Below are 13,315 nucleotides of genomic sequence, written 5' to 3' on the forward strand. Positions count from 1 at the left end.
GGATATTCCAGCTCCCTCCTTCCTTTCAGGTCTCATGTGAGTTTAAGATTTCCCTTAGAGTAGCATCGATCATGGAAGAGGCAAAGCCCCTTCGGTAAAGCTTTGCTTTTAATTTTTCAATAGCACTCGAATCGTCAATATCAAACCTAACCCTTTCAAGATATGCCTTCAAGACTGAGGTTATATCGATTTCATCTTTCAATCTGGACAGTGTTTTCGTAACGATTTCCTTCGAAATTCCCAAGCTCAATAGTTCTCTTTCTATCCTGTAAGGCCCTTTAAAATGTACCTTCAAAGCATCGTAAGCATATAGCCAGGCGAACATTTCATCATCGACAAATCCATGTTCCTTTAGCCAGGCCACAACTTCGGTTATCACCTGAAATGGATATCCTTTTTCTTTAAGCCTTTTGAAAATCTCTTTTTCGGCTCTTGAGCGATATTTTAACAATCTGAAAGCATCGCTTTTTGCCCTTTCAAACTCCGGGCTCTTTTCACTTCTGTTCATTGTCTACGGTGTCGCCTGCTTTCTTGGCTTCGACGAGAGGAAGACCATACTTTTCACGAATTCTATTCTCTATCTCGAGCATCAGTTGTGGGTTACTGTTCAAGAATTCAACGCCGTTGCTTTTTCCCTGACCAAGACTTATCTCTTTTCCATCTTTCGATATGTACGTGTACCACGCGCCTTTTCGCTCTATCATACCTTCTTTCACGGCTAGATTGAACAATTCATTATCATGAGCGATGCCCCTACCATAGATTAGATCGACCCTGGTGTCTTTGAATGGAGGTGCGACCTTGTTTTTCACTACTTTGATAGTTACTTCATTCCCAATTATTTCGTTTCCTTCACGAATGGCAGAGCTCTTCCGAACTTCCAGTCTAATAGAAGAATAAAATTTTAGTGCCACACCACCGGTGGTGGTTTCGGGGTTACCATAAACCACACCTATTTTCATTCTTGTCTGGTTGATGAACATGACGATGCTGTTTGACTTACTCACCGTACCTGAAATTTTTCTGAGCGCCTGTGACATCAATCTGGCCTGAAGCCCTACCTGCAACTCTCCCATTGAGCCCTCTATTTCAGCTCTGGGAACGAGGGCAGCAACGGAATCAACCACGATCAAATCGACGGCATTTGACCTCACGAGACCATCAACGATTTCGAGGGCCTGTTCGCCATAATCCGGCTGGGAGATAAGCAGATTATCAACATCGATACCAAGAGCTCTGGCATAGTTGATATCGAGAGCATGTTCCGCATCGACAAAAGCCGCAATGCCACCCTTCTTTTGAGCTTCAGCAATAGCATGAAGAGCGATTGTTGTCTTCCCGCTGGACTCGGCTCCATATATCTCGACCACCCTGCCACGCGGATAACCTCCAACCACTAGAGCAATGTCCAAAGAAAGAGAACCACTGGGAATGACATCTATATTGCTCCTGGCTTTCTGGTCTCCAAAGAGCATCACAGAACCTTTCCCAAACTGTTTTTCAATTTCCTTTATCGCCCTCTCAAGGGCGCTTTTCTTCTCCTTAGGAATCATACTTTATCAGACCTCCTTCAAAACTACAGGAAAAGAGTTTTGTATACTTTGCCCCTTCCGGTGAAAGTTCTGATTTGAATAAAGAAACCTCGCTCACCGGAACAATTACTTCTTCAATTTCAACCGTTTCAATGAGCTTCCTCCAGTAAGGTGGACTGAATTTCATGCGTCCAACGGTGATATGAGCATGAAAGTTTTCATCGACATTAAAACCGAGACTTTCCAAAGCCACTCTGGTTTCTCTGAAAAGGTTATTTAGTATCGGAGAGGATTTTACACCTATCCATATAACTCGCGGTAGGTTCTTATGGCGAAAAAAACCCAGTTTTCCCGTTGAAAAAGTGAAAGTCGGGAACCCCCTTAAACGTTTTGAAAGCATTGAGGCTATTAGTTCAACTTTTTCGTCTTTAACTTCATTGAGAAAGGCGAGAGTAAGGTGAGCGTTGCTCCCCGGTACCCACGAAGCCTTAAAGCCCATTCTTTTCAATTTTTCAACAACAATGTCTACGATTTCAGCCACTTTTTGTCCTGTATCGATTGCAATGAATGTCCTCAAGTTATTTCCCCCTTTCAATATTGCGCCGGTAATCGAGAATATAGGTCACTCCACTGAGAACCGTTATCAGCGCAACAAGCCATTGAAATGTTACCGCCAGCATAGGAATATCCCAATCGAAAATTTGCTGAAAGTAGAGAAACAGCAAGAATGCCATCTGTATTACTGTTTTGGCTTTTCCGTAGTAGTTCGCCGCAATAACGACGCTCTGTGAAGCCGCAAGCATCCTGATCCCAGAAACGAGCGTATCTCTAAAAAGCACCACAAAAACCAACCAGAAATCGACTTTGCCTATGAACATGAAAATAAGCAACAGAGACGTTATCATGATTTTGTCAGAAATTTGATCCAGAAACTTCCCAAAAGTTGACACCTGATTCAACTTTCTCGCAAGTTTTCCGTCGAAATAGTCCGTAAGAGCAGCAATAATGAAAAACGCGAAAGATACTGCTGACCACTTTTCAGGTTCAAAATAAAGAAAAGCCACAATCGGAATTGTCAGTATTATTCTTGACAATGTTAGTATGTTAGGTATGTTCATCAACGACAACCCCTTCCAAATCATTCTCGTAGGCTTCTGTTATCAAAGCCTCTACATACTCTCCAGGCTTTCCCCTTCCCTTAACGAAAATATTTCCATCAATTTCAGGAGAAAAATGCCACGACCTGCCAACGAGAAATTCCTCGTTCATTTCTTCAACCAACACTTTCAGCCTTTTATTCAGAAACTTTCTATTTAATTCGTATGAGATCTGCTCCTGCTCTTCAAGAAGCTGTTCCAGTAACTTGAATGCTACTTCCTTATCCATCGTTAAACCCATGTTATATGCCTTGGTTCCTTCTTCGGGTGAATATACAAATCCACCTAACTTATTGAACCTGACCTGCCTAACAAATTCAAGTGTTTCAGCAAAGCTATCCTGCGTTTCTCCCGGGAATCCAACCATAATAGTTGTTCTAAGTACTGCCTCAGGTATTCTATTCCTTATTTCTTGAAACAGTTGAATGAGTTCTTCACGTTTTCTCCATCTGCCCATCGACTGTAATATTGCATTCGAACCACTTTGAACAGGCACATCAAAATACTTTACGACCTTCCTTGAAACTGCCATTGTATCTATAATATCCGCAGTAAGATGGTCAGGATGTAGATACATTACCCTGACCCAGAATTCGCCCTCCAGTTTATCGATATGTTTGAGCAATTCTGGAAGAGTTTGCTTGTTGTAAAGGTCTATCCCATATTGAGTGGTGTCCTGTGATACAAGTATTATTTCCTTCGTTCCATTTGAAATCAGTCCCTTTATTTCAGTGATAATATCTTCTAATTTTCTACTTCTTGAACGTCCTTTGAATGCTGGTATTGAGCAAAAAGCACAGTTCCTGTCACAGCCATCGCCTATCTTTACATAGGCGTATGTTTCGCTCTTTTCCCTTACTTCAAAACTGTATACCCCATCAGGCTCATCAAGGTAGAAGAACGTTCCATTCTCTATGAGATCAGCCAATTTTTTCGGTGAAGTTACCCCCACAAGGCCATCGAGTTCTGGTATTTCCTCTTTAAGCTCGTTGAAATAGCGTTGAACGAGACACCCAACAGCGATAACTCTTAGAGATGGTTTATCCTCTTTAAGTGAACAGAATCCAAGTATTTCTTCGATACTCTCCTTTTTAGCCTCTTCGATGAAGCCACAGGTATCAATAATCATCACATCAGCGTCTAGTGCGTTGTCCACTATTCTGTGACCTCTCTTTTTGAGAATCCCTTTGAAATTTGCCATGTCTGCGAGATTTTTAGGGCAACCCAGTGTTAGAACTCCTATTTTCATCGGTAGTATTCCTTCCTTTTCTTAAGGTAGAGTTCTCTTATTTTTGTTAATTCCTCAATGTACTCCTGATCTTTGTAATTGGGATAAGTATATTCAAGGGGTCTAAACGCTCCGTTTAAAAACATCAGAGTAACTTCAGCATTTATCCCTCTACCAATGTATATCCTGTTAGCCCAATGTTTTGTTGAAGCGAGGACAAACTGCGTATGATGAATATAACCAGGATCGAGATTGATTTTCCTCTTACCTTCAATGGCAAAATCTTTTTCGATTTCATTCGTTCTGAGCTTAATCTCAGCAAGCTGGGAGGGATGAATCAATCTTTTAAAACTTACGAGCTTTCCCTGTAATTTATGACCCATTTCATCGTTGTAGAAGTAAGTATATTTATCAAAATCAAGGGTACGAGATGTGTAATCTATAGATCCAAATTCCTTTTCAAGCACGGGCTTCACTTCTGTAAAACGATATTCTATGTAAGAAGAAAAGACAAAAATCACAAGGTTCACGAGTTCTGTTTTCTTTATTTGTCCCATTTTATGAGTCTCACCTCAACTTTCTGTATCTGAATCTCGAAGGTCTCGTTCAAAAAATGCAATTGATAGGAACCGCCACCGTTAACTATTTTGAGTGTCTGTCCTTCTATGAGTTTGAAAGCCTTTGAATCACCACTCCGGATTTTATACAGTTCATTACCCTTTCTAACCGTGATTTCTTTTTCTATTTTATCGACCACAATGGTATTCGATTCTGCATCGAGTTTCCTTAGTGTTAAAAACAACATTACATCAGTTATCAAAAACATAAAAAGCAGCAGGAGCAACAGTAATAAAAAGACTTCGTTTCTCATCGAAACAATCCTTTTTTCAATATTCTTTTTTCTACAAAATTATATCACGCGTACTCGAAGGCTACTATAGAATTCTTTTAAGGACAACAAACTTTGTGATATAATTTCACAAGTAAGTCAGATGGAGAGGAGTGAGCAAATGGAAGGAAAAATTCCAAAACCAACGATTAAAAGGCTCGCTGTCTACTACAGATGTCTTGAAAATCTGATTAAAAGTGGTAAAGAAACGGTTTCCTCACAAGAACTTGGAACCTATCTCAATATAAAAGCAAGTCAAGTGAGGAAGGACCTGTCGTACTTCGGGGAATTCGGCAAACGCGGAATAGGATATCAAACGAGAAGATTACTCGACGGTATAGCCGAAATATTAGGTATTAAGAGAACATGGAACGTATGCATCGTGGGAGCTGGTAACCTGGGGATAGCTCTCGCTAATTATCCTGGCCTATCAAAGGGTGGATACCATGTAAAGGTGATCTTTGATAATAACCCTGCAAAAATCGGGATGAAGCTTCAAAACGGCCTGATAGTGGAAGATCTCAAGAACTTCGAGAAAGTTACCAAGGAAAAGGAAATTCATATAGGTGTTATCACCGTGCCAGCTGAAAGTGCCCAACAAGTGGCTGATATTATGCTATCTTCAGGCATAAAGGGTATCATAAATTTCGCTCCGGTAAAGTTGTCCATTCCCAAGAAAATTCCTGTCGAAGAGATAGATATATCTCTCACTTTCAGGGCACTCTCATTTCAGATAAGCACACAAAAAAACCAGTAGTGAGGTGTTTGGATGCTTGTTGCGATCGTAGGTGGTAGCGGTGCAGGAAAAACTTCTGTTGCTATGAAAATCAAAGAGCACTTCGGTAAAAGTGCTGACATTCTTTCCATGGACGACTATTACAAAAACCTTGAACCCGGGGTCGATCCACGAGAGTTCAACTTTGACAGCCCCAAAGCCTTCGATTTTGAACTTTTTGTAGATCATTTGAAGGCCCTCAAGACCGGGAAAGAAATTCAAACACCGATATATAGCATGGTGACTTACAGAAGGGAATCTGGAATATCTAAATCATTCTTTCCAAGACCATTGATACTTGTCGAAGGTATTCTTGTTCTTTACAATAAAGAACTCAGAAAGCTTTTTGACTTTTCTGTATATATTGATGCACCTGCCGATGAAAGGCTTATAAGGAGAATTGAAAGAGACACAAGGGAAAGAGGTAGGTCCATAGAAAGCATAATAACCCAGTACAGAAAATTCGTTGCTCCAGCTTTTAAAACTTTCATCGAACCCCAAAAGTATTTCTGCGATATTGTTCTTCCAGACGGTGTTCAGAATACAGTCGGATTGAAAGTCATAATCAACGCCATAGAAAATATGTTAAAATCTAATCGCTGAGCTCAAATGACATTAGTTCACCGGAAATTAATGACACTTGAAAGAAATGATGGTATCGTAACTTCGTAAATCAAAAATAGAATTTGCTATGTTTCGGAGGTGGAGCCGTGAGCAAGCGCCCCGTCGTTGTAGTTTTTCTGCTTCTTTTAGTTGTTACCGCTTTTTCTTTCGACACTCTGAAAGCCGAAAAAGCTTTTAAGGTATATGTAGAGGATTACGAAAGGGAATCATCGAAATTACCGATTATCCTCAAATTGAAGGAGGACCTTAAGGATCTCGCTCTATACAGGCTTTACAAGCTCCAGATCGCTGGAAGCATTGAGAAAAAGGAGAGCACCACAACGATCCCTGATTTGCTTACAGCCCATATGAAATCCTTGGATGAGAGCTTTTTTTCCAGCGAAGAGGAAAAGATTGCCTACAGTGCATTTCTCGCTTGGGTTGTTTCCATCGTATCGGGCAAAAATTTTCAAATCGGCACGATCAACGAAATGCCCGCCTATTCTCTGACTTTCAACAGTTACTCTTCGAGAATAAGGTCATCTGCGCCACGGGTCTATGAAAGCTGGGTTGCTTATGCGCTTGGGTTATTAAAAGAACGCCCTGAAGGTTTCCCAGATGGTCGTTTGCCGACACCAAAGACTTTCAGTGATTTTGATCTCGATATCGTTTCCGATATCGAAGAACAGCAAGAGATTGCGTCGATAACCGATGCTGAAATTCTCAGACAACTCTCTGAAGCGATCGAAATGATCTCCGCGAAAGAATATAATGTCAGCGTCCTATTCAACGATAAAGTGGAAGAAAGAGTCAACTTCATCACAAGTAAACTCCCATCTGAACTCACTGGGCTGGAAGAATCCACAAGGAACCTCTTAAAACTCTGGATTTTCAGGTCCCTTTCTCTCATTCCCGATGCTCCGTACTTCCCAGAATCTTTGCCTATTGAAACGCTTGAAATTTCAGGATTTATAAACACTATACCACTGGAGGATCCGAATTACGAAAAAATCAGTGAGATAATCAAGGCTAATAACCTGATGATGATGCAACTCAATTTTGCGCTGAAGATGATCGCTAGAAATGATTATTCCCCTGTGGGGCTCATCGAGGCTGATATCAACAGTGAAGCAAAGAAAATGGTAGCTCCACTTTTGAGTACCCTTGGACAGATCAGAAACGAATTATCCGCTGTTTTTGTATCGAGTGTTTCAAAAAAGATTTCCTTGGGATGGCTTAGAATATTGTTTTACATTCTTATCGTTGCTTTGGCGTTTACTTATCTTCAATTTTTAAAGAAATACCTCGTATACATAATCGTCGGTTTTGAGACTTTTTATCTTCTCTTCATTTCAAACCCAAACCAAAGCACTCTAGATTTGTCCTTATACGCTATAGTTATAATTCCATTGTTCGTTTTTGCTATTTTGATAACACTTGGGCGCGTGTTATCTAAGAAAAGGAAAGTCATCGATATTGCCGCTCTAATATTGATAGTCTTTGCCTCTATACTCCCCTTTGTTAAGCTTTATAAGAATGTGCCCGAGCTATCTATGGAAAAATTCCCCGAATTCTACGAATCCATATATTACGATACATTGAAAGAGGACCTCTTTGTTTCTCCTAATTCACTATTTAATATTGAAGTTAGAAAGCTTACCTCATTGATATCAGCTGAATTGAATGAACTAAAGCGAAGCTATCGCGTGGTGATACCGAATATGCTGAATGATCTTGCGAAAAACACAGAGACAAAGTTCTCGGTATCTGGAACACGTTTGAGAGTTACAATGCCTGCCTTTGATGAATATCTCTCTATCGAAAAAGAACCGACCTACATCTCGAATTTCGAGGATCTCCAAAAGGCTTTCAAAAGTTTCGTCAGAAACAGTAAAAGTAATTTCTCGCAGTATAATAAGGTACTTAATAACGTTGAAAATATGGCGGAAGAGATCGTACTATACGCAGGCGAACCCTTACGCGCGGACTTCGAGGAGTACCTCGAAAAAACTCTGGGGGCCAAACCTGAGTACGCTGTAGCAATAGACAACATAGAAGAAGCCATCATAGATGAACTGAATGCTCAACCGATAGCGGCTACAATTGCCCCTTACAAAGTTCCTGGATTCGCGGTGCTTCTTCTTGGAATATTTATTCTTGTGGCAACTACTGTGATTTTTAAGAATTTCTATCTATCGCTTCTCGAAGGTATGCTTATCGTAGCAGCGTTTATCGGAAACATCAGTAACAAAAATCTCGAAATATTCGTTCAAGCTGGCACTCCTTATTTGAAGCTGTCTGTAAATACAGGAATCAGTGTTTGGTTTTTTACTCTGTTCACGGTTATAATTGTCTTGGCTGAAATATTTGCCTTCACATCCTACAAAAAAGGGAGGGAGAGTGCATGAAGTTAAGGATTGCTTTGGTTCTCTCACTTGTTCTGCTCATAGCGCTTCCTGTTATGGCGCTGAAAGTGATTATGGTTACCGACGTTGGAGGTCTTGGTGACAAGTCTTTTAACGATGGAACTTGGGAAGGTATTGTGAGAGCTGCAGATTTCCTTGGTATCGAAAAGGAAGTTGTTCAGTCTCACGAAATGGCTGACTACATTCCCAATCTCTCCAACGCTGCTAAAGAAGCTGATATCGTCTTTGCCGTTGGTTTCATGATGACAGATGCCCTTTTCAAGGTTGCCCCACAGTTCCCCGACACATATTTCATTGGCATCGATATCGTTCCACCTGAGGGAGCAGAAGCCAACAACGTGGCGACCTACATTTTCAAAGAGCAGGAAGGTGCATTCCTCGCAGGTTACCTGGCTGCCGCTATGACAAAGACAAACATTGTGGGTTTCATCGGTGGTATACCGATACCCCCTGTTGAGAGATTCAGATATGGTTATGAAGCCGGTATAAGAGTCTATGAGGAACTCCATGGTAAAACCATCGAGATCCTCAGGGGATACACCATGGATTTCAACGATCCCAAGAAAGGTAAGGACCTAGCGCTCGCTCAATTTGCCGAAGGCGCCGATATCGTCTTCCACGCTTCTGGTGCCTGTGGTAATGGTGTGATCGAAGCGGCTGCTGAAAAAGGTGAAGGATTCTTCGCCATCGGTGTCGACGCTGATCAGGACTACATGGCTCCTGGAAGGGTTCTCACCAGCGCCATGAAGAGAGTCGATATGGCTTCTTATCAGGCCGTTCTCAGCGTTGCTCTTGGAACTTTCACACCTGGTCTCCACATCCTCGGTATCAAAGACGAGGGCGTAGGAATAAGCCCGATGAAATACACCAAAGACATCGTTCCAAAGAGTGTTCTTAAAGATCTTGAATTCCTAAAGGAAGAAATCAAGAAGGGTACGCTGGTTGTTCCAGACACTCAGGAAGCACTCGATGCCTTTGAAGTTCCTGAAATCACACTTCCCTGATTCAGCAAATTCCGGGGTGCCTTACGGCACCCCTTACCCTTATCACTAACTATATTAAAGGTCGGGAGGTCCTACTCCCGATTTTTAGTATCGTTAGTGGTGGAGGTGAGTCTGTGTCTGCATTGAAATCTGGTACCCCAGACTTTTCCGATTATGCGGTAGTAATGAAAGGGATTGTTAAAAGATTCCCTTCAGTTGTGGCAAATGATCATGTGGATTTCTTCGTTAAAAAAGGAGAAATACACGCTCTCGTTGGAGAAAACGGTGCAGGAAAATCCACACTTATGAAACAATTGTATGGACTGTACACTCCCGATGAAGGCGAGATCTACATTAATGGCAAGAGAGTCCATTTCAAAGGTCCTAAAGATGCCATAGTCAATGGTATTGGTATGGTTCACCAGCACTTTATGCTTGTGGATAACCAGACGGTAGCTGAAAACGTAATCCTCGGTTCGGAACCGAGAAGAGGGGTTTTTCTGGACATAAACAAAGCAAGGAAAGAAGTCAAAGAGTTATCTGAAAAATTTGGACTCGCCGTTGATGTTGATGCAAAGATAGAAGACATCCCGGTTGGAATGCAGCAGAGAGTCGAAATTTTAAAAATTCTTTACAGAGGTGCCAATATTCTCATCTTCGATGAACCGACAGCAGTTCTCACACCTCAGGAAACAGAAGAACTCTTCAACATCATGAGATTACTCAAAAACAGTGGTAAGACCATAATTTTTATTACCCACAAATTGAATGAGGTCATGGCTATCACTGAAAGGGTAACAGTTATGCGCCTTGGTAAAGTCACCGGAAACGTCCTTACCAAAGACACAAACCCCAGAGAAATAGCCACTATGATGGTCGGAAGGGAAGTGCTCCTCAGAGTAGAAAAAGAAAAGGCACAACCTTCAGATATAGTGCTTAAAGTTGAGGATTTGTGGGTGAAAGATAACCGTGGACTTGACGCGGTCAGGGGAGTATCACTGGAAGTACGGGCAGGAGAAATTGTCGGTATCGCGGGTGTAGCAGGTAATGGTCAAACAGAACTCGTCGAAGCGATCACTGGGTTACGAAAAGTTGAAAAGGGTCACATCTTTTTGCTCGGCAAGGATATGACAAACGCTTCTCCACTGGAATTCAGAGAGTCTGGTCTTACTCACATTCCGGAGGATAGAATAAAGCGTGGTATGATTTCACAATACCCGGTTTATTACAACATAATCCTCGGAAAACACGGTGAAGAACCCTTCGCAAAAAATGGAATATTGAACCTCAAAGCAATTAAAGGATATGCTACAGAGCTTATTGAACGTTTCGATGTTCGCCCAAGGGATATGGACATACTCGCTGGAAACCTGTCCGGTGGTAACCAGCAGAAAATGGTCGTTGCCAGAGAACTTGATAAAACTCCCGTTCAACCAAAGGTGGTTGTCGTCGCTCAACCTACCCGTGGTCTGGATATTGGAGCAATTGAGTTCATCCACAAGACGATTATCTCCATGAGGGATCGTGGCATAGGCATTCTTCTCATCTCCATGGAACTTGATGAGATCTTCTCTCTTTCCGACCGTATACTTGTCTTTTACGAAGGTGAGATCATGGGAGAAGTTACACCCGATGAGGTTACAAGGGAAGAAATCGGTCTCATGATGGCTGGTCATAAAAAAGCAGAAGTGCTGGGTGAACGAGGTGATGTGAAATGAACCGAAGCAAACTCTATCCACTGCTTGTTCCCACCGTTGCCGTTCTAATTGCCCTTGCAGTAGCATCGGTTATCATAATCGTTATAGGCAAGAACCCTATCACAGCCTATGCTGTAATGATCAAGGGAGCATTCGGCGGAGCCGAACAACTCGCCAATACGATTGTAAAAATGACGCCTCTTGTACTAACGGGACTCGCTGTGGGATTTGGCTTTAGAGCAGGAGTCTTCAATATCGGTGCCGAGGGTCAGATGGCCATCGGCGCTCTCATAGGTTCCATGGTTGCGATAAACATGGGTGCAGTTCCTTCAATCATTTCTATTCCCATCGTTATAATCACCGGAATGCTTGGGGGTGCTCTCTGGGCTTCTATTGCGGGTTTTTTGAAGGCTTTTACCGGTGCACACGAAGTCATCTCAACGATAATGCTCAACTGGATTGCTGCGAATCTGGCTTCTTTCATGGTTACCGGTCCGCTCGCTGTGGGTTCAGGAACCCCGAAAAGTCCGGAAATAGCTGAATCAGCAAAGCTTCCGATTATCTTGAAAGTACAGGCTACTGAGCTAAGCATAGGTATAATCATCGCTGTTGTCGTTGCGATCATTATGCAGATCATCCTCGAGAGAACTACCATGGGTTATGAACTAAAAGGCGTTGGATTCAACCCATACGCTGCTGAGTATGGTGGCATCAGCATAAAAAAGAGCATCATTTTGACCATGGCTATAAGTGGTGCTCTTGCAGGGATGGCAGGAATTATAGATATCATGGGGGTTCCTCCCCACAGATTTGTTGGAGAATTGACTGGTGGTAGAGGATTCGACGGAATTACCATAGCACTGATCGGCCGAAATAACCCGGTGGGTATTATCTTTGCTGCATTACTAATTGCAGCTCTTAGAACAGGATCTAACGCAATGCAGATCAGCGCACAGATACCTGACGATATCGTCATAATCATTCAAGGTATTGTCATTTTCCTCGTTGCCGCGGAAAGAATTGTTGCCACCATAATTTACTGGAAAAGAAAGAGGGGTGAACTGGCATGAGCTGGATAGAAGCTATCTTTTCAATCCTCGTAAACCCTCTGTTTTATAAACTCATGTTACTTTCAGCCACCCCGCTGATTTTTGCTTCTCTCGGCGGTGTTTACAGTGAATCCACCGGTGTAACCAACATAGCTCTTGAAGGGATAATGTTGATGGGAGCGTTCGTTTCCATCGTTTTTACTCAGATTACTGGAAATCCATGGATCGGTGTGCTGGTTGCTGTGATCGTGGGATTGGGCTTTTCCTGGCTTCACGCTTGGGCGAGCATACGCTGGTCTGCTAACCAAATAGTCAGCGCAACAGCTCTCATTATAATAGCCCAGGGTATAACTTCGTTCCTGATGAAGCCCATTTTCGGACACGAAGGTCAGACGGATTTCATCGGGAAGATAGGTGATTTTGAAATACCTTTCTTGAAAAAGATTCCATTCATCGGTGATATATTTGGTGAACTGAGTCCCTTCGTGTATATCGCTCTAGGGCTCGTTGCTCTCAGCTGGTTCATCATGTATAAAACTCCTCTCGGCTTGAGAATGAGGGCAGTTGGAGAAAATCCTGAAGCTGCCGACACCCTGGGTATAGATGTTTACAAAACCAGGTACTTCGGGGTGCTCATGAGTGGGGTGCTTGCCAGCCTTGGTGGAGCTTTCCTTTCAGTTGGGGAACTCGGCAGATTTGTCGAAAATATGATCCATGGTAGAGGTTTTATCGCCCTGGCAGCAATGATTCTTGGTAATTGGAACCCTGCAGGTGCGATGTGGGCCGCCTTGCTCTTTGGAGCCGCTGAAGCTATGAATCTACAGCTACAAAGCAGTTCCATAGTCTCAGTCTCGGCCACGGTTAAACCACTGTTTAACATGTTGCCCTTCGTTGTAACGCTGATTGTTGTTGGAGGATTTATCGGCAAAACGAGACCACCTGCTGCCGATGGTATACCCTACGAAAAAGAATGATT

Annotated in this window: 14 protein-coding genes; 7 read left to right on the forward strand and 7 right to left on the reverse strand. The window is 42.4% G+C overall.

The window, feature by feature from the left end; all coding sequences use genetic code 11:
- Positions 1-25 precede the first annotated feature (25 nt).
- From IX53_RS03000 to IX53_RS03030, 7 genes are read right to left on the reverse strand one after another with little or no spacing between them, the layout of a single operon-like run.
- Positions 26-508 (reverse strand): regulatory protein RecX, encoded by a 483-nt coding sequence (locus tag IX53_RS03000; RefSeq protein ID WP_047754093.1) that lies wholly within the window; start codon positions 506-508, stop codon positions 26-28.
- Positions 495-1,553, reverse strand: coding sequence for a recombinase RecA (gene recA, locus IX53_RS03005; protein WP_047754094.1), 1,059 nt, complete (start codon positions 1,551-1,553; stop codon positions 495-497). Before recA ends, IX53_RS03000 begins: the two co-directional genes overlap by 14 nt.
- Positions 1,543-2,109 (reverse strand): RNA 2',3'-cyclic phosphodiesterase, encoded by a 567-nt coding sequence (gene thpR, locus IX53_RS03010; RefSeq protein ID WP_047754095.1) that lies wholly within the window; start codon positions 2,107-2,109, stop codon positions 1,543-1,545. The genes recA and thpR overlap by 11 nt, the downstream gene beginning before the upstream one ends.
- 1 nt (position 2,110) lies before the next feature.
- On the reverse strand, positions 2,111-2,650 hold the full coding sequence (gene pgsA, locus IX53_RS03015; protein WP_047754096.1) for a CDP-diacylglycerol--glycerol-3-phosphate 3-phosphatidyltransferase: 540 nt from the start codon (positions 2,648-2,650) through the stop codon (positions 2,111-2,113).
- The gene (rimO, locus tag IX53_RS03020) at positions 2,637-3,938 is read right to left on the reverse strand and encodes a 30S ribosomal protein S12 methylthiotransferase RimO (protein WP_047754097.1); all 1,302 of its coding nucleotides are present in this window, start codon (positions 3,936-3,938) and stop codon (positions 2,637-2,639) included. Before rimO ends, pgsA begins: the two co-directional genes overlap by 14 nt.
- Positions 3,935-4,474 (reverse strand): DUF4416 family protein, encoded by a 540-nt coding sequence (locus IX53_RS03025; RefSeq protein ID WP_047754098.1) that lies wholly within the window; start codon positions 4,472-4,474, stop codon positions 3,935-3,937. Before IX53_RS03025 ends, rimO begins: the two co-directional genes overlap by 4 nt.
- The gene (locus IX53_RS03030) at positions 4,462-4,788 is read right to left on the reverse strand and encodes a hypothetical protein (RefSeq protein ID WP_047754099.1); all 327 of its coding nucleotides are present in this window, start codon (positions 4,786-4,788) and stop codon (positions 4,462-4,464) included. Before IX53_RS03030 ends, IX53_RS03025 begins: the two co-directional genes overlap by 13 nt.
- 121 nt (positions 4,789-4,909) lie before the next feature.
- Between IX53_RS03030 and IX53_RS03035 the strand changes: the two genes are divergently transcribed.
- The 7 genes from IX53_RS03035 to IX53_RS03065 all read left to right on the forward strand — a co-directional run bounded on the left by IX53_RS03035 (position 4,910) and on the right by IX53_RS03065 (position 13,313).
- Complete coding sequence (locus IX53_RS03035; RefSeq protein WP_156173091.1) at positions 4,910-5,563, forward strand: redox-sensing transcriptional repressor Rex; 654 nt, start codon at positions 4,910-4,912, stop codon at positions 5,561-5,563.
- A gap of 12 nt (positions 5,564-5,575) precedes the next feature.
- Positions 5,576-6,184: a uridine kinase gene (udk, locus tag IX53_RS03040; RefSeq protein ID WP_047754101.1), complete on the forward strand. Its 609-nt coding sequence runs from the start codon at positions 5,576-5,578 to the stop codon at positions 6,182-6,184.
- Between the two features lie 107 nt (positions 6,185-6,291).
- Positions 6,292-8,592, forward strand: coding sequence for a hypothetical protein (locus IX53_RS03045; protein WP_047754102.1), 2,301 nt, complete (start codon positions 6,292-6,294; stop codon positions 8,590-8,592).
- A complete protein-coding gene (locus IX53_RS03050) occupies positions 8,589-9,614 on the forward strand; it encodes a BMP family lipoprotein (protein ID WP_047754103.1) in 1,026 nt (341 codons plus the stop codon). The genes IX53_RS03045 and IX53_RS03050 overlap by 4 nt, the downstream gene beginning before the upstream one ends.
- 164 nt (positions 9,615-9,778) lie before the next feature.
- The gene (locus IX53_RS03055) at positions 9,779-11,311 is read left to right on the forward strand and encodes an ABC transporter ATP-binding protein (protein ID WP_047755394.1); all 1,533 of its coding nucleotides are present in this window, start codon (positions 9,779-9,781) and stop codon (positions 11,309-11,311) included.
- On the forward strand, positions 11,308-12,360 hold the full coding sequence (locus IX53_RS03060; protein ID WP_047754104.1) for an ABC transporter permease: 1,053 nt from the start codon (positions 11,308-11,310) through the stop codon (positions 12,358-12,360). Before IX53_RS03055 ends, IX53_RS03060 begins: the two co-directional genes overlap by 4 nt.
- Positions 12,357-13,313 (forward strand): ABC transporter permease, encoded by a 957-nt coding sequence (locus tag IX53_RS03065; RefSeq protein ID WP_047754105.1) that lies wholly within the window; start codon positions 12,357-12,359, stop codon positions 13,311-13,313. The genes IX53_RS03060 and IX53_RS03065 overlap by 4 nt, the downstream gene beginning before the upstream one ends.
- Positions 13,314-13,315 lie beyond the last annotated feature (2 nt).

Source organism: Kosmotoga pacifica (assembly GCF_001027025.1).
Taxonomy (GTDB): domain Bacteria; phylum Thermotogota; class Thermotogae; order Petrotogales; family Kosmotogaceae; genus Kosmotoga_B; species Kosmotoga_B pacifica.

Excerpts from the sequence above, each read along its gene's own strand:
- IX53_RS03000 (WP_047754093.1), bottom strand. The coding sequence starts at position 508 with ATGAACAGAAGTGAAAAGAGCCCGGAGTTTGAAAGGGCAAAAAGCGAT.
- recA (WP_047754094.1), bottom strand. The coding sequence starts at position 1,553 with ATGATTCCTAAGGAGAAGAAAAGCGCCCTTGAGAGGGCGATAAAGGAA.
- pgsA (WP_047754096.1), bottom strand. The coding sequence starts at position 2,650 with ATGAACATACCTAACATACTAACATTGTCAAGAATAATACTGACAATT.
- rimO (WP_047754097.1), bottom strand. The coding sequence starts at position 3,938 with ATGAAAATAGGAGTTCTAACACTGGGTTGCCCTAAAAATCTCGCAGAC.
- IX53_RS03025 (WP_047754098.1), bottom strand. The coding sequence starts at position 4,474 with ATGGGACAAATAAAGAAAACAGAACTCGTGAACCTTGTGATTTTTGTC.
- IX53_RS03030 (WP_047754099.1), bottom strand. The coding sequence starts at position 4,788 with ATGAGAAACGAAGTCTTTTTATTACTGTTGCTCCTGCTGCTTTTTATG.
- IX53_RS03035 (WP_156173091.1), top strand. The coding sequence starts at position 4,910 with ATGGAGAGGAGTGAGCAAATGGAAGGAAAAATTCCAAAACCAACGATT.
- udk (WP_047754101.1), top strand. The coding sequence starts at position 5,576 with ATGCTTGTTGCGATCGTAGGTGGTAGCGGTGCAGGAAAAACTTCTGTT.
- IX53_RS03050 (WP_047754103.1), top strand. The coding sequence starts at position 8,589 with ATGAAGTTAAGGATTGCTTTGGTTCTCTCACTTGTTCTGCTCATAGCG.
- IX53_RS03055 (WP_047755394.1), top strand. The coding sequence starts at position 9,779 with ATGAAAGGGATTGTTAAAAGATTCCCTTCAGTTGTGGCAAATGATCAT.
- IX53_RS03060 (WP_047754104.1), top strand. The coding sequence starts at position 11,308 with ATGAACCGAAGCAAACTCTATCCACTGCTTGTTCCCACCGTTGCCGTT.
- IX53_RS03065 (WP_047754105.1), top strand. The coding sequence starts at position 12,357 with ATGAGCTGGATAGAAGCTATCTTTTCAATCCTCGTAAACCCTCTGTTT.